Below are 21,840 nucleotides of genomic sequence, written 5' to 3'. Positions count from 1 at the left end.
TTGTTTAAATATTCCGTAAAAAGAGATATGATAAGATTATCGATTATTATTTAGGGATTCGAAGTATTGTATAAATATAGTGCTAACACTCGAAAACAGCTTTGGAGGAAGACGAATGTTAAAGGTATTATCCTATTTAAAGCCCTACCGGATAGCGGTTGCTGTTGCGCTTGCCTTAACGCTGACAGAGCTTGCTGTCGAACTTGTTCAGCCCTTGTTCATGGCAAAGATTATTGACGAGGGTATTTTAAAAAGTGATCTATCTGTTGTTATTAAATGGGGAAGCGTCATGCTTGTATTTTCACTTATTTCTTTAGCGGCAGGTGTTCTCAATTCCTTTTATGCAGCCCATGCAAGTCAGAGCTTTGGATTTGATATTCGCAGAAGCCTATTTGAAAAGGTGCAATCTTTTTCTTTTGCCAACTTTAATCTATTTCCAGCATCATCTCTAATTACGAGGATGACGAATGATATCACCCAAATCCAAAATACGTTATTTATGAGTCTGCGAATTATGCTTCGGGCTCCACTGATGATTATTGGCGGGCTTTTCATGGCATTTTTCGTCAATGTGAAGCTGGCACTTATTTTATTCATAGTTGTTCCTTTTTTATTTATTTTTCTAAAGTGGCTCATGAGCATCGGGGGAGCTCTATTCAAAACGGTCCAGGAAAAATTGGACACGGTGAATGGTGTCATGCGAGAAACCTTAACAGGTATTAGGCTAATAAAAGCTTTTATTAGAAGGAAGCACGAAGTAAAACGTTTTACACGTGCAAATGAGGATTTAAAGGATCAAACTATTAAGGCATTGAGATTAATGGAAATTACGATGCCTGTGCTATTGATTATTATGAATATCTCGATTATAGGTGTGCTCTGGTTTGGAAGCATCCAGGTGAATAGCGGCGGAGTCAAGGTTGGGGAAGTGGTTGCTATTGTCAACTATGCGACTAGAATTACCGGGGCCTTCTCGATTTTTTCCTTTATTATTATGGCTTTTTCCCGTGCTCATGCCTCTTCCAATCGGATTGTTGAAGTTCTTGATGCAAAGGTGGACCTTTCTGATCAGGAGGATGCAGATTCAACTTTCCATGTAAAAGAAGGGAAGGTTGAATTTAAGCAAGTTACCTTTCAATATCCAGATACAGAATCACCAGCGCTTACGAATATTACTTTTACTGTTAACCCTGGACAAACGGTGGCGATATTAGGGGCAACCGGCTCAGGAAAAACCTCTCTATTTGAGCTTATCCCAAGACTTTATGATGTGAATGATGGGGAGGTTCTGATTGATGGAATCAATGTCCGTGAAATGAAAATGGAAAATCTGCGCAGGAAAATTGGATTTGTACCGCAGGAATCTGTTTTGTTTACTGGTACAGTAAAAGAAAATATTGCATGGGGAAAAGAAAATGCCTCTATGGACGAAATTATTGAAGCAGCAAAAGATGCCCAAATCTATGAGACCATCAAAGGATTTCCAAGTATGTTTGAAGCGAAGCTTGGGCAAAAGGGAGTGAATCTTTCAGGGGGGCAAAAGCAGAGACTATCCATTGCGAGGGCCCTAGTTAGGAAGCCCAAAATTCTTCTTCTGGACGATAGCACAAGTGCTTTAGATAGGAGAACAGAGGCAAAGTTGCTTGAAGCTTTAAAGAATTATACATGTACGACTTTCATCATCACACAAAAAATTAGCACAGCGATGGAGGCAGACCGGATTTTACTTCTGAAGGAAGGGAAACTCCTAGCAGAAGGAACCCATGAATCCCTGTTAGAGAAATCTTCACTCTATCGAGAAATCTTCCGATCTCAAATGAGAGAGGAGAGAAGAAATTATGCTTAATGAGATGAAAAGACCGTTTCAATATAAGAAAAATACGTCTTTAAATGAAAAACTTCATGAAAAAGCAAAGGGAAAACAAAAAACTAAATCAAGGAATTACAAGCAAACGATAAAAAGAATCTGGCAATTTCTTTCCTATAATAAAGGGTTATTATTTCTAGTTCTATTAATGGTTCTTATTAGTTCATTTTTAGGGCTGCTAGGTCCCTTTTTAGTTGGAATGGCCATTGACAAATATATTGTGACTAAAAGCAGCGATGGCTTTATTACACTCCTTTTTGGTCTGGCGGGAATTTATGCTGCTTACTCGCTTTCCCTTTGGTTTCAAAATTACTGGATGATTGGTATTGCGCAAAATACAGTCTTCGAAATGAGGACTAAGCTTTTCAAGCATTTGCATAAGCTCCCCATTCCCTTCTTTGATAAACGACAGCATGGAGAGTTAATGAGCCGAATTACAAATGATATTGAAAATGTCAGCTCTACTTTAAACAGCTCAGTCATTCAGATTTTTTCTAGCATACTTACCCTTATTGGCACAGTGTCAGTTATGCTTTGGCTAAGTCCGCTATTGACTTTGTTGACCTTAGCTATAGTTCCACTTATGTATTTAGGGATGAAGTGGATTACGAAGCGGACAGGGGTATTATTTAAAGAGCAGCAGAGAAATCTCGGTGAAATGAATGGATTTATTGAGGAAACCATATCTGGGCAAAGAATAATTAAAACTTTTTCCCAGGAACAGAAGGTAACGGATGAGTTTGCAGAAAAAGCAGAGAGGCTAAGGGGTGCAGGATATTGGGCGCAGACATATTCAGGTTTTATTCCAAAGCTGATGAACTTCCTTAATAATCTTAGCTTTGCAATCATCGCAGGCATAGGTGGAATCTTTGCATTAAAGGAACTGATTTCCATCGGAGCCATTGTCATTTTTACAGAATACTCCCGCCAGTTTACCCGTCCATTGAACGACTTAGCTAACCAATTTAATACACTTCTCTCAGCAATTGCTGGAGCAGAGAGGGTATTTGATATTCTTGATGAAGAGGTTGAATTGCAAAATGAAAGCGCCCTTCAAGAAATTTCAAATGTAAGAGGAGAGGTTGAATTTCGCGATGTAAACTTTTCTTATGAAGAGGAAGGTAACACGGTAAGAAATATTAATCTTCATGTTTTTCCTGGTGAGACCGCTGCATTTGTCGGACCTACAGGTGCTGGTAAAACAACAATGATTAATCTCCTGTCACGATTTTACGAGGTGGATAGTGGCAGTATTCTTATCGATGGTCAGCCTATTTCGGCAATAAAGAAAGAAAGCTTGCGAAAGCATATGGGGTATGTATTGCAGGATTCCTTTTTGTTTCAAGGAACGGTTATGGAGAATATTCGCTACGGAAGGCTTGAAGCAACTGACGAGGAAGTGGTCAAATCAGCTCAAATGGCAAATGCACATTCATTTATTATGAAGCTGCCTAATCAATACAACACATTATTAAACCAAGACGGAAATGGCATTAGTCAGGGGCAAAAGCAGTTATTATCCATTGCAAGGGCATTTCTGGCCAACCCGTTAATTCTCATTTTAGATGAGGCTACAAGCAGTATTGATACGATAACTGAATTGAAAATTCAGGACGCATTGCTGGAGTTAATGAAGGGAAGAACAAGCTTTGTCATTGCACACCGTTTAAATACAATACAAAATGCAGATCGAATTTTTGTGCTTCATGAAGGAGAATTGATTGAAGAGGGAACACACGAGTCACTACTTAAGCAAAAGGGTTTTTATTATCATTTGCATGGACAGACAGAGGAAAAAGCAAACGTTTAATAATAGAAGGGCATGAATAAATCATTTCGATTTTTCATGCTTTTTTCTATTGAAGCTATTTATAGCGCATTTAAGTATCCACCTGTTTATTAATAACTAAAAGTCTATAATGATAAATGCTCCACAGCCTTATCCACAGAAAAGATTCCACAAAACCATTCTATGAAAGGACCTTTAAGCAGTTACCCACACTACCCACAACGCTATGTGCAACTCATGTTCAAATATTAGCCATAATTAAATTTATATTTGTGAAAGATTAGTGAAAGCCATTGGCAAATGATGAAAAAAGGATTATATTAAGAGTGTAGAAAGAAAGTGAAAAACTTCACAAAGTGAATTACTTTCTTTCTAGAATAAAGCTGGCCGGCTTTCAATTAATGTAAAAGAAAAATTTTTTTAGCGAACTATGTGAATCAATTCACAAATAAATATATTCAATTAGGAGAGGATTATTATGAAATGGTGGAAAACTCCGCAAGCAGCGATTGCATGGACTGTGTTAAGAATTTGGTTAGGAATTCAGTGGATTGAAGCAGGGTGGGGTAAAGTAACAGGCGGTTTTGATGCTGGTGGATTTATACAAGGAGCCATTGCCAAAGCGGGAGGCGATCACCCGGCAGTACAAGGCTGGTACGCAGCATTTTTAGAAAACTTTGCTCTACCGAACGCAGATTTATTCAGTACCCTAGTTGCATATGGTGAAGTTCTAGTAGGAATTGGACTTATTCTTGGAGCAGCAACCATTCCAGCACTTATTGCAGGCGCATTTATGAACCTTAACTTTTTATTAGCCGGAACAACAAGCGTAAACCCTATCCTTTATACTACTGCCATTATTCTACTATTCACAGGTAGCGGTGCTTATTTCTGGGGCGTAGACAGAATTGCAATTCCATACGTTAAAAACCTTTTAGGAAAAGGCGGAAATACTACTGAAAAACAAGCAGCCTAATTGTTAATCGTAATAAGCAGCAAGGAGCCAATCCTTGCTGCTTATTTTTTTAAGACTTTCGTTGCTTTCCTTTAACTCTTTGATTCGCAGCATTGGCACGAGCTTGAGCCTCAAGATCTGCCTGATCGGCTAGCTCTTGTGAGAATTCCTCATCGATACCATCAGATTTCATATTTTTTGGTACTTGTGGTAGTGAAGCTTTATTTTTGTCTCGAGATCTTTGTCCGCGTGAACGACCCATTGCAAAAACCCCTTTCAACAATAAAGTACGGAAACCAAAAGTTGCTTCCGTATTTTATTGTTAACAATCCTGCCAAAAATATAGATGGGAATTAATGCTTTGGTCTATCCACATAACCGCCAGCTCGGTCAGCCATTTTGAATTCGCGGGAGTATAGAACCTCCTGAGTTGCTGATAATGATCGTTTCTTCTTATCCTTTGTTTTTTTATCCAAATGGATCACCCTTTCAAAAAAATAAGGTGAAAATTCACACCATCCTTATTTTTCCCTTAAGTGAAAAGTTTGATACTAGCTTTTAGTAGATATCTGCTAAAGCTTCATTTAAATGCTTAAAGAGAAACGGATAGCCATTGGATGCAAGTTTTTCAGGGAGCACCTTTTGTCCTTCAAGTACGAGTATGCTCATTTCACCTAGCACGGACTTTAATGCAAATCCTGGTGCAGGTATCCAATGTGGACGGTGCAGTGTCTTCCCTAGAATTTGCCCAAATTCTTTCATTCTGACAGGATGGGGTGCGGTAAAATTAACGGGGCCCTCTATATTTTTATTTTCCATACAAAAAATGATGCCGTTTACAACATCTCTTAGATGAATCCAAGAAACCCACTGTTCACCCGATCCGACTTTTCCTCCGGCAAAAAGTTTATAAGGAAGGGCCATTCTTGGAAGAGCCCCATCAGTCTTATCAAGAATAATGCCAAAACGGCAGCAAACGGTACGAATGCCTAACTCCTTTGCTTTAAATGCTTCAGTCTCCCATTTCTGTACAGTAGTCGAAAGGAAGTCTGCTCCCTTTTCTGAAGAGTCCTCCGAAAAAGTATTTGTAGGTGAAGTGCCATAATAACCAATAGCACTGGCATTTATTAAAATTTTTGGCTTTTTATTCAAATGTACTAAAATCCTCAATACTTCTCTTGTTGCAGAAATTCGGCTATCCAGAATTCTCTTCTTGCGGGTTTCCGTCCATCTCCCGCTATTAATGGATTCACCTGCTAGATTTATTAAACCATCGATCCCTTCTAATTTTTCTTCTGGAACATCCCCATCATTTAACCATGAGATATATTTAATCTTATCAGTGTTATTTCTTATACTTGCATTTCTCGTTAGGATAATAATTTCATGCCCGTTCTTTACTAATTCCTTTGCCAATGCTCCACCAACAAAGCCAGTTCCACCAGTCAAAGCAATCTTCATGGATCTATCCTCCGTAATTAATCTTTTTCATTACATGTTCTCTATATATTTCATAAATCCTTTTTCAAATATGGTACATTAAAGATGAGGTGATAAATATGCCTATCATTACAAAAATTTCTGTACAGGAAAAAAATAAAGATCGTTATAATATTTTTTTGGATGAAAAATATGCCTTTAGCGTGGATGAAGATGTAATTATTAAGCACAGCCTAAAAAAAGGCATGGAGCTGGACGAATTTTCTATATCTGAAATTGCTTATCAAGATGACATTCGCAAAGCGTATAACAGAGCTATCCAATACTTATCAAAAAGAATGAGATCGGAAAAAGAAATACGCCAATATTTAGCTGAAAAAGATGTAGACGAAATGATTATTAGGGAAGTTATCCATAAATTATATGAGTATCAATTTTTAGATGATAAAGAGTATGCCATCGCTTTTGTTCGGACGTCAATGAATACAACTGACAAAGGGTCTAGAATCATTCGTGGAGAGTTGCGAGAAAAGGGCATTACTGAAGATTTGATTGATTTAGCTATGAAGGAATACTCTTATGAAAAAGAATTCGAAGCCGCCAAAAAGCTATGTGAAAAATTTGTACAAAAGAATTCTCGAGACTCCTCTAGGGTGATGAGGCAAAAGCTTGAACAGATGCTTTATAGAAAAGGCTATTCAATGGAAATGATTCAAGCAGCCATTACTGAAACAGATATGGACAAAGGGGAAGATCTGGAAATGGCAGCACTTCGTTCTCATGCTGAAAAGGCACATCGGAAATTTTCAGCTCTAAGTGATTTTGAATATGAGCAAAAAATGAAACAGACGCTGTATCGTAAGGGATTTTCTATCGAATTGATTGAGCAAATGATCGAGGAATTGAAGGAATAGTTTTTTTATAGAAAATGACTCTCTTTAAGGTGTCAGGCTCCACAATAATGTTAAATTGTGGTACCGGGCACCTTTGCTAATCTTGAGCCCGCACCTGTTATGATGATGGAATTCATCCTTAAAACACCCCAATCCGTTTGCCTTAATCACATATTGTATCAAATCTGAAGATTATCTGCTGTAGCTTTTTCCCTTTTCTAATTGTTAGATTTTCAATATACTTTACTATGGATACAATAAGGATGACCTTTTACTTAGAAAAAGGTGGATGACAGGAAGGTGAATACAATGCAGGAAAAAAGATATAGCGATATGACAGCATATGAACTACAGCAGGAAATTTCAAAGCTAAATGAAAAGGCAAGGAAAGCAGAACAAATGGGAATGGTCAATGAGTATGCTGTACTTGAGAGAAAGGCAGTAATGGCAAAAGCCTATTTATTGAACCCAGATGATTATAAAGCGGGGGAGATTTACGAAATTGAAGGGGACCCTGGCGCTTACTTTAAGATTGATTATATGAACGGAGTGTTTGCCTGGGGATTTCGTTTGAAAGGCAGTGAAGGGGAAGAGGCCCTTCCAATTTCAATGCTGAAAAAAAGCTGAGAGAGGGAGAATTCCCCTCTCTCCAATTCTGCTATGATCTTTTCCTTGTTTCCGCCTCTAAAATGACGAGGTTTTGAGTGAGCTGAGTCTCGCCGTTTATTTGTGAATGAGCATGTTTTGGACGGAAATTTGGTGCTTTAATTTTTGAGTTAAAGAAATTCCGCGGTTTTGCCATTATACAGCCTCCTCAATTGGTTAAAATTCTGGTGTGTCACTATCGCGGTTTGAAGATGCTCTCATTCTTTCTTGGGGCTGTGTATTAATGGTTCCATCCGCCCTTGTAGAAGCATACTCTGCTTTCGCACGGGGCTCTCCGCCAAATTTATTTTTGATTTGGTTTGGGAAGTTTTTTGCTTTATTACGCACCATTCAAACGCCTCCTGACAAGGGATGTAAGAACGTGAAAAACAAATGCGAGTGATAAATGCTCTTCACGTAATAATAGTATTTGTTTTTCCACAAGCTGTATGATGGTCTTTTATTGGAAAAGAGGTCATGAAAATGAATGAATATCAAAAGAGATTATTTGAAAGGCTTCTTGAGAAAAATAACTTCCTTTCAGCAAGTCTTGCCCAAACATGGGTTGAGCTGCTTTGGGATGATTTCGAAACGACCTATGCAAAAGCGGGCAGGAAATATCAGGGCAGTGAAATGACTGAAAAGGTTGTTAGTCAATGGATTGAACATTATGGTGATAAGCTGCATGAATTTGTTGCCGAAAATCCAAAGTATAAACACTTATTGGAAGAGGATCCGAAGAAGCTGCATTAAAAAATATCTGGCTAATAGAGCCAGATATTTTTCATTAACCAGGGATAATATCCAGTTTTTTACGGAGTTTCTCTTCACTGAAAATCCATCCCGTATAGGATGTGATTATTTCTAAATCCAGATTTAACTGCACAACAGCAACGAAGGGGTAATAATCATTGCTGCGATAACGAAGATCGATGAAACGAACTTCATAATATTCATCATATTCGTCAATTTCCCAACGATAAACAGGAGAAAAGGATAAAAAGGCAGACAGGTTTTTATCTTTTTTAGCAACCTCCAATACTGGTGTTTCAGGCACAGGGACCCGATAAAATTGATCGATAATTTTCACTTCATGATTTTCTGCGCGTCCGACAAAAAATTGGTGCTTATTCATGACAGCAATCCGCCATTTATTGTATTTCATTGTTGGGGCAATAATGATATCAGTTGCATCAGGTATCATTCTTTTTACCTCATTATGAACTTTCTTTTGAGCCCTAAATCGAAGAATATAATAGAAAATCAACATGACGTAAATAGGCAGAAATGTATATCCAGGATGTGCACCAAATGCCCATATTAGAATGCCAACGATATGAATTCCAAATATATATGGATCAAATGTATTGATAACTCCTAATGCGATCCATTTTGATGAAAATGGCCTTAAGGCTTGGGTCCCATAAGCATTGAAAATATCAACAAAAACGTGGAGAAAAACAGCGATAAACGTCCAAATCCAAAGATGGAGTAAATTCGCACCTGGAAAGAAAGGGTAGATGACGGAAGTAAGTACTATAGGCCAAAGGAGAACAGCAGGAATAGAATGGGTAATCCCGCGATGATTGCGTATATAGACAGCGTTGCTTCTTAGCTTTAATACTGTATCAATATCGGGGATTTGTGAACCGACAATGGCCCCAATCATTACGCTCGTTGTTGTAGCTGAATTTTCTGCTACGACCGGATCAAGAGTAGCTATTCCAGCTAAAGCGAGACCCATTACAATATGTGTGCCTGTATCCAAGAGGAAAAACCTCCTTATTATAGAAAACATTATAGGGTTAATTTTATTATGTTTTTGCTTGTTTCACCACAAAAAGATGTTAAATTTATAAGAGTTGCTTAATTGAAGCAAAAAGTTCAAATATTGTTTACAATCAAAGAATGCAATCTCCTAGAAATGTGTGTCAAACATATAAACATACGTCTATATAATTTTCCCGTTTTAACGATTGTTAATCCTTTTTAAAGGATTGTACTACTTTTTTACAATATCTTGGAGGAGAAAAATTGAATAAAAATCAATTAGAAGAGCTTAAACATATAGATATAAACACCTTTCAGCACGATTTAATCAGTTGGTTTCGGGCTGAACAAAGAGACCTGCCCTGGAGAAGAGACAAGGACCCTTATAAAGTTTGGGTTTCAGAAATTATGCTTCAGCAAACACGAGTTGACACGGTCATTCCCTATTTTAATCGGTTTATAGAGCTGTTTCCGACAACTAAAGCCTTAGCGGAGGCTGAGGAAGATAAGGTGCTGAAGGCTTGGGAAGGATTGGGCTATTATTCTCGGGCGAGAAATCTGCAAACGGCAGTCAGGGAAGTCGAGGAAAAATATGGAGGGAGGGTTCCGAATAATCAAAAGGAAATTTCTTCGTTAAAAGGAGTAGGACCTTACACTTCTGGGGCTATTCTTAGCATCGCTTACGGGCTTCCAGAACCTGCAGTTGATGGAAATGTAATGAGGGTTTTATCAAGAATATTATCAATATGGGAGGATATTGCAAAGCCATCGACTAGGAAAACATTTGAAGAGGCGGTAAGAAAGCTCATCTCTCATGAAAATCCGTCCTATTTTAATCAAGCTTTGATGGAGCTCGGAGCCTTAATCTGTACTCCTACATCCCCAAAGTGTTTATTATGCCCGGTTCGCGAGCATTGCCACGCCTTTCACGCTGGAACACATACTGAGCTTCCCGTTAAAACAAAAAATAAAAAACATCGTCATGTCCGTATTGCAGCTGCGGTTCTAACAAATGAGGAAGGTCGAATTCTGATTCATAAAAGGGATGATCAAGGGCTGTTGGCGAATTTATGGGAGTTTCCAAATGTAGAAATTCTCTTGCCCTATGAACACGAATCTAATCAGTTAGTGGAAGTAGTGAAACAGCAGTTTCAGGCTGACGTTCAAGTCAGCGAAATGATCGGGCAAATTGAGCATGTCTTCTCCCATTTGACGTGGAATATCAATGCCTATAAAGGCAAGTTGCTTACACTTGAAAAAGAAGCAGATGATTTGAAGCTCGTTACGCTGGAGGAAATGGAACAGTATGCCTTTTCTGTTTCTCATCAGAAAATATTTAAGCAATTTATGGAAACGATGAATCTCTAATGTAGAAAGATCCAACGTAAGTGTTAATAATAAAAGGTCACATTGATGAACTCAATGTGACCGCTACTTACATTCTCAGCAGTCAAATATCCAACATCACTCACATCATGACCTCTTCGTATTCTTTAACCCCCCGCGATTTTGGATTTCCTCCATAATTTCCCTTTGGATCGTTTGACCCTCCGCATTTAAATACGGGACAATTTGCTGGAAGGAATGGTGAAAATAAGTTAGCTCCTGATCTTCCCAATCTGTTTTGGACATCATTGACAGCTCAGTCATGTCTCGGCCGTTATACATAATCCTCTTCCTTTCATCTATCATATTTAGTATTGTTCTGATCTCAATTGCTACATATACATGAAAAAGATAAAATGGGCATTAGAAGAATTTGGCGAAATGTTAGTGATTTTTTCATAACACTGCCTATATGAAGAAAGGAATTGGGATAATGGCACAAAAAGTAGCATTAGTAACTGGGAGCAGCAGGGGAATTGGAAAAGCAACAGCTATCAGATTGGCAAAGGATGGCTATGATATTGTCATTAATTATGCGAGAAGCAAAACTGCTGCAATGGAAACAGCTGCGGAAATTGAAGCATTAGGAAGAAAGGCTTTAATTGTAAAAGCAAATGTCGGTGACGTAGAGAAGATAAAAAAGTTATTTCAGGAGATTGATCAGGAATTTGGCAGGTTAGATGTTTTTGTAAATAATGCCGCTTCTGGGGTTTTGCGCCCCGCAATGGAGCTTGAAGAATCTCACTGGGACTGGACAATGAATATAAATAGCAAGGCTTTATTATTTTGTGCCCAAGAGGCCGCAAAGCTAATGGAAAGAAACGAAGGAGGCAAAATTGTCAGCATCAGCTCGTTAGGCTCCATTCGCTATTTGGAAAATTATACAACTGTAGGCGTTTCGAAAGCCGCTTTAGAAGCCTTAACAAGATATTTGGCTGTTGAGCTTGCTGCTAAAAATATTACTGTAAATGCAGTATCAGGCGGTGCTGTAGATACAGAGGCACTCACACATTTTCCAAATCGAGAAGAACTTCTAGCCGAAGCAAGGAAAAAAACACCAGCTGGGAGAATGGTTGAAATTGAAGATATGGTGAATGCGGTTATGTTTTTATTAAGTGATCAATCAAGCATGATTTGTGGCCAGACAATTATTGTTGATGGGGGAATATCCTTACTCGTTTGATTAAGTGTTGAAATGAGACTTTGCCATGATTAACAGCCGTTAGTAGAGAGGACAAGATATTTTCCACCCCAGCTGCAGTTTTTTAAAATTCTAGGATATTTTTTCTGCGCTTGGTTAAATTAAAGAGCGTGGAGGTGATAATCATGGCAAAACAACCAAACCAATCTCAAGCTGGAACTAACATTCAACAAGTTAGACAACAAAACGCTCAATCTGCTGGTGCTGGAGCAGCTGGTGCTCAAGGCCAGTTCGGTACAGAGTTTGCTAGCGAAACGAATGCTCAAGAGGTTAGACAACAAAACCAACAAGCTGAAGCTAAAAAAGCTCAAAACTCTGGTCAGCAAAGTCAGTAATTTAAATGGAAGGCGCTCTTCATTCGAAAGGGCGCCTTCTTTTTTTTGCTTGTTATCTCCTTTACAAGTCTATTCGATCGGGCTTGCGGATATAATGCTCTAGTATGGCAGTACTTTGATTTCCTTCAGCCCTTCTTTTTTCGACAAAACCTCTATCTAATCAACAGAAGTAGTCAAAGGAAAGACAAGGTTATGGGCGAATACATACAAAAGAAAAATAAATGGGACGGTGAAACAATCAAATGAAAAACTTTAACCATTTAGTATCCGAACAAATGCAAACGATGGAAAAGCTTCTATTTCTCCAAAGTGAACTTGAGCGCTGTGAGGAAATAGAGGAGGAGCTCAATGCCCTCCAAGAAGAAACCGAGCTTGAAAGTATTCAAATCGAAATTTCGAATTTGCGAAAAGAGCTTAAAGACATACATCAGCTGTTCGAAACGCAAACAGAAGAGGTTATTCGCTCCTATCAGGATATGAAGGTAACCGTTTGACAATAGATCAATTAGATACGTAGATGAATATTTAATACTAGTGAATCGCAGCAAAAGTAAAATTTATATCCCTATACTGTTTTTCTTTCAGCCATTGACGATTTTCAATGGCTCTTTGTTTTAAATTTCTACTTAAACCGTTATAATAATAGAAAAAAGTATTCGTTCTTTGTTGCCTTTAATCATTTGTAAAATTTATTGGAGACATGAGTGGGATAAGATTATGGAAAAGTAAATGAGCTTCGTGCATATGATCTTCTTTTCTCACCTCTCATCTCCCGACAGTAGGAGGACAAGCCTTGTCTCTCTTATTTGGATAGGTTGCAAAGCCCGGGATTTATTGAAAGTAGGGGAAAATGAATGGCCGTACCCAGAGAAGGAGAACCAGTACAAATTCATAGCTATAAACATAATGGGCACATCCATCGCGTCTGGGAGGAAACAACCGTTTTAAAAGGAACACAAAATTTGGTCATTGGTGGAAATGACCGGACTGTTGTAACGGAATCTGACGGAAGGACATGGATTACGAGAGAACCAGCAATATGTTATTTTCACTCCCAATATTGGTTTAATGTCATTGGAATGATTCGCGAGGATGGGATTTATTATTACTGCAATATTAGTTCCCCATTTATTTTTGACGGGGAAGCAGTGAAATATATTGATTATGACCTGGATATTAAGGTTTTTCCAGACATGACCTTCAATCTGCTCGATGAGGATGAATACGAGAAGCATCGTCAGGAAATGAATTATCCCGAGCCTATCGACCATATTTTAAAATCCAATGTCGATCAATTAATTCATTGGATTCGTCAAAGAAAAGGTCCATTTGCACCCGATTTTATTGATATTTGGTATGAACGATATCTTACCTACAGACGTTAATGAAAATGGATGAAAGCCCAAATGGCACGCCTGTTGACCGATGAATCAACAGGTTTTTATATGTTTAAAAAAGGTAAGAGGGGGAAACAAGTTGGACAGCATCCGGCGTTATATGCATTTTGTTAAGCCATATCGCCTGCAGATTATCATTACGCTCATCATTGGAATCATAAAGTTTGCGATTCCCCTATTAATTCCATTACTAATCAAATATGTTATTGATGATATTGTAGGGAGTTCAGACTTGAGCAGTGCTGATAAGACAGGCAGTTTATTCAAAATAATGGGCATTATGATTATTATTTTTGTCATTGTTCGTCCGCCGATTGAGTATTATCGGCAGTATTTTGCCCAATGGGTAGGGAGCAAAATTTTGTACGATATTCGTGATGGCCTATTCACACATATACAAAAGCTAAGCTTTAAATATTATGCAAACACGAGAGCTGGCGAGGTCATTTCAAGAGTGATCAACGATGTTGAACAAACAAAAACATTTGTTATTACTGGATTGATGAATTTATGGCTCGATATCGCTACGATTATTATTGCTGTAGCGATCATGATGAAAATGGATTTTAGTTTAACGATTGTTTCATTAATTCTTTTTCCGTTTTATGGGTTTTCCGTAAGGTACTTTTTCGGCAACTTAAGAAAGCTGACAAGGGCTCGTTCACAAGCATTAGCGGAAGTCCAGGGTTATCTCCATGAACGAGTTCAGGGAATGGCTGTTATAAAAAGCTTTGCCATTGAAGATTATGAACAAACTCAGTTTGATAAGCAAAACGCTAATTTTCTAAAGAAAGCCATTGATCATACAAAGTGGAATGCAAAGGCATTTGCCGTTGTTAACACTATAACGGATGTTGCCCCATTGCTTGTCATTGGCTACTCAGCCTACCAAGTCATTCAAGGGGATTTATCTACAGGAACAATGATGGCGTTCATTGCCTACATTGATAGGTTATATAATCCACTCAGAAGACTTGTAAATTCATCAACAACTTTAACTCAATCCATTGCCTCTATGGATAGGGTGTTCGAATTAATAGATGAAAAATATGATATTGATGACGCCCCGAACGCAGTGGAATGCAAAGCTGTTCATGGTGATATAGATTTTGAACAAGTGAGCTTTGCCTATGATAAGAAGGAAGAGCTTGTTCTTAAAAATATTAGTTTGAATGTAAAAAAAGGGGAGACCATTGCTCTTGTAGGGATGAGCGGGGGAGGAAAGTCTTCATTAGTAGGGTTAATTCCGAGGTTTTATGATGTAACAGAGGGAAAAATCCTTCTAGACGGAAAAGATATCCGGTCATTTAAGGTTCGCACCTTACGGGATAAAATCGGAATGGTTCTTCAGGATAATATCCTCTTTAGTGAGTCAGTCAAAACGAATATTTTATTAGGAAAACCGGGAGCTTCAGATGAAGAGGTTATTGAAGCTGCAAAGGCTGCTAATGCTCATGAATTCATTATGAATTTGCCCAATGGCTATGATACGAAGGTTGGAGAACGCGGAGTCAAGCTGTCAGGCGGGCAGAAACAGCGTGTGGCAATTGCAAGAATTTTTCTTAAAAATCCGCCAATCTTAATTTTGGACGAAGCCACTTCGGCATTGGATTTAGAAAGCGAGCATTTAATTCAGGAAGCATTAGAAGAGCTTGCTAAGGATCGGACAACCTTTATTGTTGCCCACAGACTATCAACAATCACACATGCAGATCGGATTATCTTAATTGAGCATGGAGAGATTTCCGAAGCGGGCAGCCATGAAGAACTAATGAAAATGCAAGGCAATTATTATAAGCTTTTTCAAGTGCAACAGCTTGAAAGTTAAAAAAAGAGCATCCGCGCTGGATGCTCTTTTTTCGCTTATTTCTCAATCGACATTTCATTTGCTTTTTTATGATAGGTTTGGAAGCTTGTGATTAACTTATCAAGATGCTCGACCTGCTCATTATAGTCTATAATAACCGAGATGATTTGCATGTTGTGTGAGAGAATGTCTTCATCCTCTAAGGATGCTTCCTTCTTTTGAGATATAAAGAGATTGAAGAGCTCTTTCCTATTTAGGAAGATGTCTCCCTCTTCAAAGACCACATTCGGGCGTACTTTTCCAATAAACTTTAACATGATATGTTCATGATGATGAATAAGACAGTCTAGCTGCTGCTGAATAGCATTTTGGTAATCCAAAGGCATTTCTTGAAGATCATTTTCAAAACGATGTAATTTCCTCAATGTATCCAGCGATCTTTTTACAGTTGAAATCATTTGCCGATAAATAACGAGCCTTCGTGATTTGGGAATCGTGTCCTTTTTGAAGTAGTTTCGCTCTTCCTTATACATACTATATAAATGGTCCAGGTTTCTAACACTTGCCTTCATTTTCCCAATATCATTTTTTAGCAGTTTATGCTCTGAGGCATGTCTAATCGTAAGCCGTATCCATTTGGTCGTTTCTTCTGTAATATCTGAGATGCCGTAGTATAATTTTTTCTCATACTTCGGAGGCAGGAATAGCAAATTAACGATAAAAGCTGAAAAAACCCCTAACATGACAGTTGAAAACCTGATAAGAGCAAATTGGATAAATTCATCACTAGGTGTTTCCATGATGACAATCATGGTTACGAGTGCTAATCCGATTGTATTTTCTATTTTAAGCTTTAAGTTAATGGTAATTACAACGATTGCTGCTAACCCGATAATGAACATATCATTGCCGAATAATAGAACAAACACTACTGCCGTAAGTGCCCCAATCGCATTTCCCTGAACCTGTTCAATAATAGATAAGAAGGATCGGTAAATGGTCGGCTGAATCGCGAAAATCGCCGCAATGGCTGCAAAGACTGGAGAAGGCAGCTGAAAAACCTGAGATAAAAATAATGATAGAATAATTGCGATTCCCGTTTTTAGTATGCGGGCACCAAGCTTCATACTTATTTGTTTCCTTTCTATCAGAAGATGCCTTCTGTTTATTAACTTAAACTAGTAAAGGTAATCATAACGAATTAGTTGCTAAATTAACAAGCAAATTCTTTAAAAGTAATTTCACGACCATGACATTAATGTACTATACATGGATATAAGGAGAAGTACAATGGGCATTTTCGCAAATTTTTTACAAGAGTTTGTACTATTTGTATTTAGAAAAAAGGAGCGAAAAAAATCGCTCCTACAATCATATGAATGAGATTAATATTTATTCTTCCCCTAATGCTTGAAAGGCGTTTTGTACTGCATGAATCGTTGCTTCGATGTCTTCCTCTGTATGTGCGATTGTAAGGAACCATGCTTCATACTTGGATGGCGCCAGGTTGATTCCTTGTTTTAACATGAGCTTGAAGAATTTCGCAAACATTTCTCCGTCTGTGTTCTCTGCTTGGTCGTAATTAACAACTTTTTCATTCGTAAAATAGACTGTGAGCGCACCCTTCAAACGATTGATTGTAATAGGGATATTGTATTCCTTTGCAGCAGCTGCAATTCCTTCCTCAAGCAACGCTCCAAGTCTGTCGAGATACTCATATACACCCTTTTGCTGTAAAACCTCCAGGCATGCGATTCCTGATAAAATGGATGCCGGATTTCCTGCCATTGTTCCTGCTTGATAGGCTGGCCCCAATGGAGCCACTTTTTCCATGATTTCTTTCTTCCCGCCGTATGCACCAATTGGCAAGCCACCGCCAATAATTTTTCCCATTGCAGTTAAATCAGGGGTAACGCCTAATAAATCCTGTGCACCTCCGTACATAAATCGGAAAGCGGTTATGACCTCATCATAAATAACAAGAGCACCTGCTGCATGTGTTAATTCATTAATTTGTTCCAAGAAACCTGGCTTTGGTTCAACAATACCGAAGTTCCCGACAATTGGCTCCACAAGAACGGCTGCAATTTCACTTCCCCATTTTTCTAATGCCTCTTTAAATGGCTCGATATCATTGAAAGGAACTGTAATAACCTCTTGAGCAATACTCTTTGGGACACCAGCTGAATCTGGCGTTCCAAGTGTGGCTGGTCCTGATCCTGCAGCAACTAGAACGAGATCAGAGTGTCCATGATAGCAGCCAGCGAATTTGATGATCTTGTCTCTGCCTGTATAAGCACGTGCCACGCGAATCGTTGTCATAACTGCTTCCGTTCCAGAATTAACGAAACGGACCTTTTCTAACGCTGGCATGGCTTCCTTGAGCATTGCGGCAAATTTAACTTCATGGGGAGTAGGTGTTCCGTATAGTACACCTGTTTCAGCAGCTTTCTTAATGGCTTCTGTTATGTGCGGATGGGCATGACCTGTAATAATGGGTCCATAAGCTGCTAAATAATCAATATATTGATTACCATCTACATCCCAGAAATATGCTCCTTGACCTCTCTCCATAACGACTGGGGCTCCGCCGCCAACAGCTTTATACGAACGGGAAGGGCTGTTCACTCCTCCGACAATATGCTCAAGTGCTTCTTTATGTATGCGTTCTGAATTTGTAAATTGCATGTGAATCCTCCTTGATTTAGGTGCTAACTTATCATATCTTATCATGTTTTGGGACTAGAATGCTTCGTTTCATAATTGCGACTTTTCTTAAATGTACAGGCTGTCATATGGATTTAACGATAAGCGTATAGTTTAAGAGAGGCAAAGAGGAAAGTGGGCGTGTAAATGGTTTTTTATATATCCCTTGTATTAATTGTTTTCTGTATGATCATGAGCATAAGAACTTTGTTTTTGCCACACACAATTAAAGGAAAAAAGGTTAGCTTTGAAAACTTTATTTATTTGGCCTTTATTTATGTAACCGTCATGATTGGGTTCGGACTCATATATATTCTTCTTGAAACGAATGGCTATACTGTTTTTATGGAAGGAACTGTTGGATTAGATGGTGATTTTCTGAATCAATTAGAAACAGGATTTTATTTCAGTGCAGTAACCTTATTTTCCGTAGGTTATGGAGACATTGCCCCTATTGGGGTCGGAAGAATGATAGCGGTGCTTGAAGCGCTCATTGGCTATACGATTCCGGCTGCTTTCGTATTTAGAGCGGTGTTTGAGATGGAAAAGAAATTGTAGCTGTTGTCAAGTTGATTTTGTTGTGTTTCTTAGAAGAATTGGATAGGCTTAAGAAAAAGCATATAGGAGGAATTTCAATGGCCGTTTCGATAGGAGAATTAGCTCCCGACTTTGAACTTGAAGCAAGTAACGGGGAAACGATTAAACTATCTGATTTTCGAGAAAAAAATATTGTCCTGTATTTCTATCCAAAGGATATGACTCCTGGATGTACGACACAGGCATGTGATTTCAGGGACAAGCATAGTGAATTCGCAGATGTGGATGCTGTTATTCTTGGTGTAAGTCCTGATCCGCTTGCCCGCCATGATAAATTTATTGAAAAATATGATTTGCCTTTTATCTTACTTGCAGACGAGGAGAATAAAGCGGCAGAGGCTTATGACGTTTGGAAGCTAAAGAAAAACTTTGGGAAAGAATATATGGGAATTGAACGTTCTACTTTTATCATTGATAAAGCTGGCAAGCTAGTTAAGGAATGGAGAAAGGTGAAGGTTAAGGGGCATGTAGAGGAAGCACTTGAGTATATTAAGGAAAATCTTTCATAAATACAGCCTATTTTTTGCTAACAAGGCTTTTGTCCACTCATCTGGAAATGTTTTGAATATCATTTTATTAGGGCATACCTCCTCAGATATATTTTGAAGCGGATCTTATAGGATTCGCTTTTTTTCTTTTTATGTTTTTAAATATATTTATTAAACATATAGTAAATTAAGAATCATTGAAACCAGAGGAGGGATAAAAAAATCTTCCGATTGAATCAGATTTAATAAAAAGCCTCAACTACCCATTTTGTAGTTTGCAATGTTGACAAAAGTACTATTGAATGAGTAAACTATTTATAAAGATTATAAAGTAATAATTCTTGTTAGAAAAGAGGTGCATGGCCGGTGGCGCAAATTCAATTAAAGGAAGCGCTGGACACTCTAAAGGATACTGGAGTTCGCATAACACCACAGCGTCATGCGATACTTGAATATTTAATAAACTCCATGTCACACCCTACAGCAGACGATATATACAAGGCTTTAGAAGGAAAGTTTCCGAATATGAGTGTGGCAACAGTTTACAATAATTTAAGAGTATTTCGTGAGGTTGGACTTGTTAAGGAACTGACTTATGGAGATGCATCAAGTCGTTTTGACTTTGTAACAACCCATCATTACCACGTGATTTGTGAAAAATGCGGAAAAATCGTTGACTTCCATTATCCTGGTCTAGATGAAGTTGAGCATTTAGCATCTCATGTTACAGGTTTTAAGATTAGCCATCATCGTATGGAGATTTATGGAACCTGCCCTGAGTGTTCAATTAAAGAGGCGCATTAATAAAACAAAGCTGCTGGTCAAAGTGCCGACAGCTTATTTTTATGGTCATTTTCGTTTGAGCAGTTAGTTAAGGGGAAAAATAAAAATCTCGGCTACGACCGAGATTTTTTATTATAATTTTCATCGAATTCTTTGCCCTCTAGATTACGATCTAGTGTTAACGGTTCATTGCAATACATGCACATATCAACGCGACCTAATATTTTTGTATGTTTACCGCAATTTGGACAAACAACCTGCACTGTCTTAGTTGATAGCATCCCAATCCAAAAATATACTACCGTACTAGCAATAATAAAGACGGTTCCAAGAAGCATAAAGATGGTCATGAGCAGAGGGGAATTTCTGAAAAAGATCCCAAGATACATGACTAAAAAACCGACAAATATTAAAGCAAGGGCAAATGTTCGAATTTTATTGATTTTACTTGAATATTTAGCCATTTAAGTCCCTCCTACGGAAATACTATAACATATCAAATGAAAGATAATAAGTAGTATAGGAGAGAAATAAGATTTCAAGAATCCAATCGAAATAAGAAAAAGTGTGCAGCTTTTCTTTTTTAGGAAGGATTATTTGAAAAAATTGTCGAAGATATATTTAATCCATGCTTAAAAGCATGATTTTGTAAGATAAAGATTGATCGCACAATAAAATCCCAATAATTATAGAAGCTAATAAAAATATGGAGGAATAGTAATGGAAGATATTCTCCGCCCCATTTATCAAGAACGAGCTAGTCAAGCGAATACTCTCGGAGTGTTAATGATAAAGAAACAACAGAAGAATACGCCAGCAACAAACACCTTTGATGTTGTTTTGCTCATTTTAGTTAAGGAAGCTGAGTCACCCGTATATGTTAAGCATTATACTTATAACGATCAGAAGGCAGCCTTATATATGATTACGGATAAGCAGCTGCATGAATGGATTTTACTTGGTTCGAATAAGAAGATTTTCGAATGGTTATATAGCGGGAAAGTGATTTTCGAACGTAATGAATATTTTCATAAGATTAATACAGAACTTAGAGATTTCCCGTTCAATGGCCGTAAATTGAAAATGGGAATAGAATTTGCAAAATTAATTCGTCGGTATATGGACGGGAAGGTTTTTTTTGAAAATGGACATTATTTAGATGCGTATAATCATGTAGTTCATTCCCTTCATCATCTTGCTAGACTTGCCTTAACTGAGCAAGGCTTTCACCCAGAGGTAACAGTATGGCAGCAAATTAAACAAATTGAACCGGAAATATTAAAATTATATGAAGAACTAGTAAACAGTCATGAGCCTTTAGATAAAAGGCTAGAGCTTCTTTTCTTAGCGAGTGAGTTTTTAATCCATTCCAAAACTAAAAGCGGAATCAGTCATTTAGTGGATGTTCTATCAGAAAAAGAGTTCTGGTCCATTAATGAAATGATAAACCATAAAGAATTACAGTACTATTCAGTTGATTTAGGAATACTGATAGAATATTTAATCGATAGAAATATGATTGAAGTAGTAACGATAGAAACAAAGGGGAAAGGTGTCTTTCATCGGTATTATAAACTCAGTAAAAAGTTATTGTAAAAAAACAAAAAAGTTATTGACCTTTTATTAAATACTTGATATATTAATATCCGTCGCTGCAATTTGTTGAATAAAATGAAGTGCAGCAGGCGGATGAAAGTTTTTAAAAAGTGTTGACATCAGCTTCAGCACATGTTATATTAGAAAAGTCGCTTCTGAGCGATATGATAGTTCTTTGAAAACTG

General features: G+C 37.9%; 26 protein-coding genes. 16 read left to right on the top strand and 10 right to left on the bottom strand.

Annotation, left to right across the window (positions count from 1 at the left end; genetic code table 11):
- Window positions 1–115: 115 nt before the first annotated feature.
- From V7127_RS24825 to V7127_RS24815, 3 genes are all read left to right on the top strand, one after another.
- A complete protein-coding gene (locus V7127_RS24825) occupies window positions 116–1,846 on the top strand; it encodes an ABC transporter ATP-binding protein (RefSeq protein WP_335490792.1) in 1,731 nt (576 codons plus the stop codon).
- On the top strand, window positions 1,839–3,677 hold the full coding sequence (locus tag V7127_RS24820; RefSeq protein WP_335490790.1) for an ABC transporter ATP-binding protein: 1,839 nt from the start codon (window positions 1,839–1,841) through the stop codon (window positions 3,675–3,677). Before V7127_RS24825 ends, V7127_RS24820 begins: the two co-directional genes overlap by 8 nt.
- Window positions 3,678–4,134: 457 nt before the next feature.
- Window positions 4,135–4,632, top strand: coding sequence for a DoxX family protein (locus V7127_RS24815; RefSeq protein WP_335343778.1), 498 nt, complete (start codon window positions 4,135–4,137; stop codon window positions 4,630–4,632).
- A gap of 49 nt (window positions 4,633–4,681) precedes the next feature.
- On the opposite strand, the gene V7127_RS24810 is transcribed toward V7127_RS24815, so the two are convergent.
- From V7127_RS24810 to V7127_RS24800, 3 genes are all read right to left on the bottom strand, one after another.
- On the bottom strand, window positions 4,682–4,873 hold the full coding sequence (locus V7127_RS24810; protein ID WP_335343777.1) for a YfhD family protein: 192 nt from the start codon (window positions 4,871–4,873) through the stop codon (window positions 4,682–4,684).
- Between the two features lie 91 nt (window positions 4,874–4,964).
- On the bottom strand, window positions 4,965–5,087 hold the full coding sequence (locus tag V7127_RS24805; protein WP_151537531.1) for a YfhE family protein: 123 nt from the start codon (window positions 5,085–5,087) through the stop codon (window positions 4,965–4,967).
- An 82-nt stretch (window positions 5,088–5,169) separates the two neighbouring features.
- Complete coding sequence (locus V7127_RS24800) at window positions 5,170–6,072, bottom strand: TIGR01777 family oxidoreductase (protein ID WP_335343776.1); 903 nt, start codon at window positions 6,070–6,072, stop codon at window positions 5,170–5,172.
- A gap of 98 nt (window positions 6,073–6,170) precedes the next feature.
- Between V7127_RS24800 and recX the strand changes: the two genes are divergently transcribed.
- Together recX and V7127_RS24790 are read left to right on the top strand one after the other, a co-directional pair.
- Window positions 6,171–6,965 carry a recombination regulator RecX gene (recX, locus tag V7127_RS24795; RefSeq protein ID WP_335343775.1) on the top strand — a complete coding sequence of 265 codons (795 nt, stop codon included), beginning with the start codon at window positions 6,171–6,173 and terminating at the stop codon, window positions 6,963–6,965.
- A 288-nt stretch (window positions 6,966–7,253) separates the two neighbouring features.
- Entirely contained in the window at window positions 7,254–7,571 is a 318-nt protein-coding gene (locus V7127_RS24790; RefSeq protein WP_335343774.1) for a YfhH family protein, read from the top strand.
- 31 nt (window positions 7,572–7,602) lie between these two features.
- On the opposite strand, the gene V7127_RS24785 is transcribed toward V7127_RS24790, so the two are convergent.
- A complete protein-coding gene (locus V7127_RS24785; protein ID WP_335343773.1) occupies window positions 7,603–7,746 on the bottom strand; it encodes a YpzG family protein in 144 nt (47 codons plus the stop codon).
- A 20-nt stretch (window positions 7,747–7,766) separates the two neighbouring features.
- A complete protein-coding gene (locus V7127_RS24780; RefSeq protein ID WP_335343772.1) occupies window positions 7,767–7,940 on the bottom strand; it encodes a small, acid-soluble spore protein K in 174 nt (57 codons plus the stop codon).
- Between the two features lie 132 nt (window positions 7,941–8,072).
- Here V7127_RS24780 and V7127_RS24775 point away from each other — a divergent pair, with 132 nt between their 5' ends.
- Window positions 8,073–8,342 (top strand): YfhJ family protein, encoded by a 270-nt coding sequence (locus V7127_RS24775; RefSeq protein ID WP_335343771.1) that lies wholly within the window; start codon window positions 8,073–8,075, stop codon window positions 8,340–8,342.
- A gap of 34 nt (window positions 8,343–8,376) precedes the next feature.
- Here the strand turns inward: V7127_RS24775 and V7127_RS24770 are convergent, their stop codons facing one another.
- The gene (locus V7127_RS24770) at window positions 8,377–9,357 is read right to left on the bottom strand and encodes a metal-dependent hydrolase (RefSeq protein ID WP_335343770.1); all 981 of its coding nucleotides are present in this window, start codon (window positions 9,355–9,357) and stop codon (window positions 8,377–8,379) included.
- Between the two features lie 266 nt (window positions 9,358–9,623).
- Here V7127_RS24770 and mutY point away from each other — a divergent pair, with 266 nt between their 5' ends.
- On the top strand, window positions 9,624–10,727 hold the full coding sequence (gene mutY / locus V7127_RS24765) for an A/G-specific adenine glycosylase (protein ID WP_335490788.1): 1,104 nt from the start codon (window positions 9,624–9,626) through the stop codon (window positions 10,725–10,727).
- 105 nt (window positions 10,728–10,832) lie between these two features.
- Here the strand turns inward: mutY and V7127_RS24760 are convergent, their stop codons facing one another.
- A complete protein-coding gene (locus V7127_RS24760; RefSeq protein ID WP_315667977.1) occupies window positions 10,833–11,027 on the bottom strand; it encodes a hypothetical protein in 195 nt (64 codons plus the stop codon).
- A gap of 151 nt (window positions 11,028–11,178) precedes the next feature.
- Between V7127_RS24760 and fabL the strand changes: the two genes are divergently transcribed.
- From fabL to V7127_RS24735, 5 genes are all read left to right on the top strand, one after another.
- A complete protein-coding gene (gene fabL, locus V7127_RS24755; protein WP_335355013.1) occupies window positions 11,179–11,928 on the top strand; it encodes an enoyl-[acyl-carrier-protein] reductase FabL in 750 nt (249 codons plus the stop codon).
- A 143-nt stretch (window positions 11,929–12,071) separates the two neighbouring features.
- Entirely contained in the window at window positions 12,072–12,281 is a 210-nt protein-coding gene (locus V7127_RS24750) for a gamma-type small acid-soluble spore protein (RefSeq protein ID WP_438824060.1), read from the top strand.
- A gap of 242 nt (window positions 12,282–12,523) precedes the next feature.
- Window positions 12,524–12,775, top strand: a complete 252-nt coding sequence (locus tag V7127_RS24745) for a YgaB family protein (RefSeq protein ID WP_335343767.1) — start codon at window positions 12,524–12,526, stop codon at window positions 12,773–12,775.
- A 360-nt stretch (window positions 12,776–13,135) separates the two neighbouring features.
- Complete coding sequence (gene ntdP, locus V7127_RS24740) at window positions 13,136–13,666, top strand: nucleoside tri-diphosphate phosphatase (RefSeq protein ID WP_335343766.1); 531 nt, start codon at window positions 13,136–13,138, stop codon at window positions 13,664–13,666.
- A 91-nt stretch (window positions 13,667–13,757) separates the two neighbouring features.
- Window positions 13,758–15,506, top strand: a complete 1,749-nt coding sequence (locus tag V7127_RS24735) for an ABC transporter ATP-binding protein (RefSeq protein WP_335490785.1) — start codon at window positions 13,758–13,760, stop codon at window positions 15,504–15,506.
- A gap of 35 nt (window positions 15,507–15,541) precedes the next feature.
- Here the strand turns inward: V7127_RS24735 and V7127_RS24730 are convergent, their stop codons facing one another.
- Window positions 15,542–16,612, bottom strand: a complete 1,071-nt coding sequence (locus V7127_RS24730; protein WP_335343763.1) for an FUSC family protein — start codon at window positions 16,610–16,612, stop codon at window positions 15,542–15,544.
- 265 nt (window positions 16,613–16,877) lie between these two features.
- Window positions 16,878–18,173, bottom strand: coding sequence for a glutamate-1-semialdehyde 2,1-aminomutase (locus tag V7127_RS24725; RefSeq protein WP_335343762.1), 1,296 nt, complete (start codon window positions 18,171–18,173; stop codon window positions 16,878–16,880).
- Between the two features lie 165 nt (window positions 18,174–18,338).
- Here V7127_RS24725 and V7127_RS24720 point away from each other — a divergent pair, with 165 nt between their 5' ends.
- From V7127_RS24720 to perR, 3 genes are all read left to right on the top strand, one after another.
- Window positions 18,339–18,749 (top strand): ion channel, encoded by a 411-nt coding sequence (locus V7127_RS24720; protein ID WP_335343761.1) that lies wholly within the window; start codon window positions 18,339–18,341, stop codon window positions 18,747–18,749.
- A gap of 77 nt (window positions 18,750–18,826) precedes the next feature.
- Window positions 18,827–19,297 (top strand): thioredoxin-dependent thiol peroxidase, encoded by a 471-nt coding sequence (gene bcp / locus V7127_RS24715; RefSeq protein WP_335343760.1) that lies wholly within the window; start codon window positions 18,827–18,829, stop codon window positions 19,295–19,297.
- Window positions 19,298–19,642: 345 nt separating this feature from the next.
- Entirely contained in the window at window positions 19,643–20,080 is a 438-nt protein-coding gene (perR, locus tag V7127_RS24710) for a peroxide-responsive transcriptional repressor PerR (protein WP_335343759.1), read from the top strand.
- 92 nt (window positions 20,081–20,172) lie between these two features.
- Here perR and V7127_RS24705 read toward each other — a convergent pair whose 3' ends face one another.
- Complete coding sequence (locus V7127_RS24705) at window positions 20,173–20,523, bottom strand: YgzB family protein (RefSeq protein WP_335343758.1); 351 nt, start codon at window positions 20,521–20,523, stop codon at window positions 20,173–20,175.
- 256 nt (window positions 20,524–20,779) lie between these two features.
- On the opposite strand from V7127_RS24705, the gene V7127_RS24700 reads away from it, so the two are divergent.
- Complete coding sequence (locus tag V7127_RS24700; RefSeq protein ID WP_335343757.1) at window positions 20,780–21,655, top strand: nucleotidyltransferase-like protein; 876 nt, start codon at window positions 20,780–20,782, stop codon at window positions 21,653–21,655.
- The last annotated feature ends 185 nt before the right edge of the window (window positions 21,656–21,840 follow it).

It is taken from the genome of Bacillus sp. JJ1773 (assembly GCF_036962035.1).
In the GTDB taxonomy this organism is placed as follows: domain Bacteria; phylum Bacillota; class Bacilli; order Bacillales; family Cytobacillaceae; genus Cytobacillus.
The sequence above is the reverse complement of the archived record's forward strand: the minus strand, read 5'-3'. Positions and strand labels throughout refer to the sequence as shown.

Coding starts and splice junctions, on each gene's coding strand:
- bcp (WP_335343760.1), top strand. CDS start 18,827: ATGGCCGTTTCGATAGGAGAATTAGCTCCCGACTTTGAACTTGAAGCA.
- V7127_RS24725 (WP_335343762.1), bottom strand. CDS start 18,173: ATGCAATTTACAAATTCAGAACGCATACATAAAGAAGCACTTGAGCAT.
- V7127_RS24700 (WP_335343757.1), top strand. CDS start 20,780: ATGGAAGATATTCTCCGCCCCATTTATCAAGAACGAGCTAGTCAAGCG.
- V7127_RS24810 (WP_335343777.1), bottom strand. CDS start 4,873: ATGGGTCGTTCACGCGGACAAAGATCTCGAGACAAAAATAAAGCTTCA.
- V7127_RS24780 (WP_335343772.1), bottom strand. CDS start 7,940: ATGGTGCGTAATAAAGCAAAAAACTTCCCAAACCAAATCAAAAATAAA.
- V7127_RS24820 (WP_335490790.1), top strand. CDS start 1,839: ATGCTTAATGAGATGAAAAGACCGTTTCAATATAAGAAAAATACGTCT.
- V7127_RS24775 (WP_335343771.1), top strand. CDS start 8,073: ATGAATGAATATCAAAAGAGATTATTTGAAAGGCTTCTTGAGAAAAAT.
- ntdP (WP_335343766.1), top strand. CDS start 13,136: ATGGCCGTACCCAGAGAAGGAGAACCAGTACAAATTCATAGCTATAAA.
- V7127_RS24825 (WP_335490792.1), top strand. CDS start 116: ATGTTAAAGGTATTATCCTATTTAAAGCCCTACCGGATAGCGGTTGCT.
- V7127_RS24720 (WP_335343761.1), top strand. CDS start 18,339: ATGGTTTTTTATATATCCCTTGTATTAATTGTTTTCTGTATGATCATG.
- V7127_RS24785 (WP_335343773.1), bottom strand. CDS start 7,746: ATGGCAAAACCGCGGAATTTCTTTAACTCAAAAATTAAAGCACCAAAT.
- V7127_RS24800 (WP_335343776.1), bottom strand. CDS start 6,072: ATGAAGATTGCTTTGACTGGTGGAACTGGCTTTGTTGGTGGAGCATTG.
- V7127_RS24760 (WP_315667977.1), bottom strand. CDS start 11,027: ATGTATAACGGCCGAGACATGACTGAGCTGTCAATGATGTCCAAAACA.
- V7127_RS24750 (WP_438824060.1), top strand. CDS start 12,072: ATGGCAAAACAACCAAACCAATCTCAAGCTGGAACTAACATTCAACAA.
- recX (WP_335343775.1), top strand. CDS start 6,171: ATGCCTATCATTACAAAAATTTCTGTACAGGAAAAAAATAAAGATCGT.
- V7127_RS24730 (WP_335343763.1), bottom strand. CDS start 16,612: ATGAAGCTTGGTGCCCGCATACTAAAAACGGGAATCGCAATTATTCTA.
- V7127_RS24705 (WP_335343758.1), bottom strand. CDS start 20,523: ATGGCTAAATATTCAAGTAAAATCAATAAAATTCGAACATTTGCCCTT.
- V7127_RS24790 (WP_335343774.1), top strand. CDS start 7,254: ATGCAGGAAAAAAGATATAGCGATATGACAGCATATGAACTACAGCAG.
- V7127_RS24745 (WP_335343767.1), top strand. CDS start 12,524: ATGAAAAACTTTAACCATTTAGTATCCGAACAAATGCAAACGATGGAA.
- V7127_RS24815 (WP_335343778.1), top strand. CDS start 4,135: ATGAAATGGTGGAAAACTCCGCAAGCAGCGATTGCATGGACTGTGTTA.
- fabL (WP_335355013.1), top strand. CDS start 11,179: ATGGCACAAAAAGTAGCATTAGTAACTGGGAGCAGCAGGGGAATTGGA.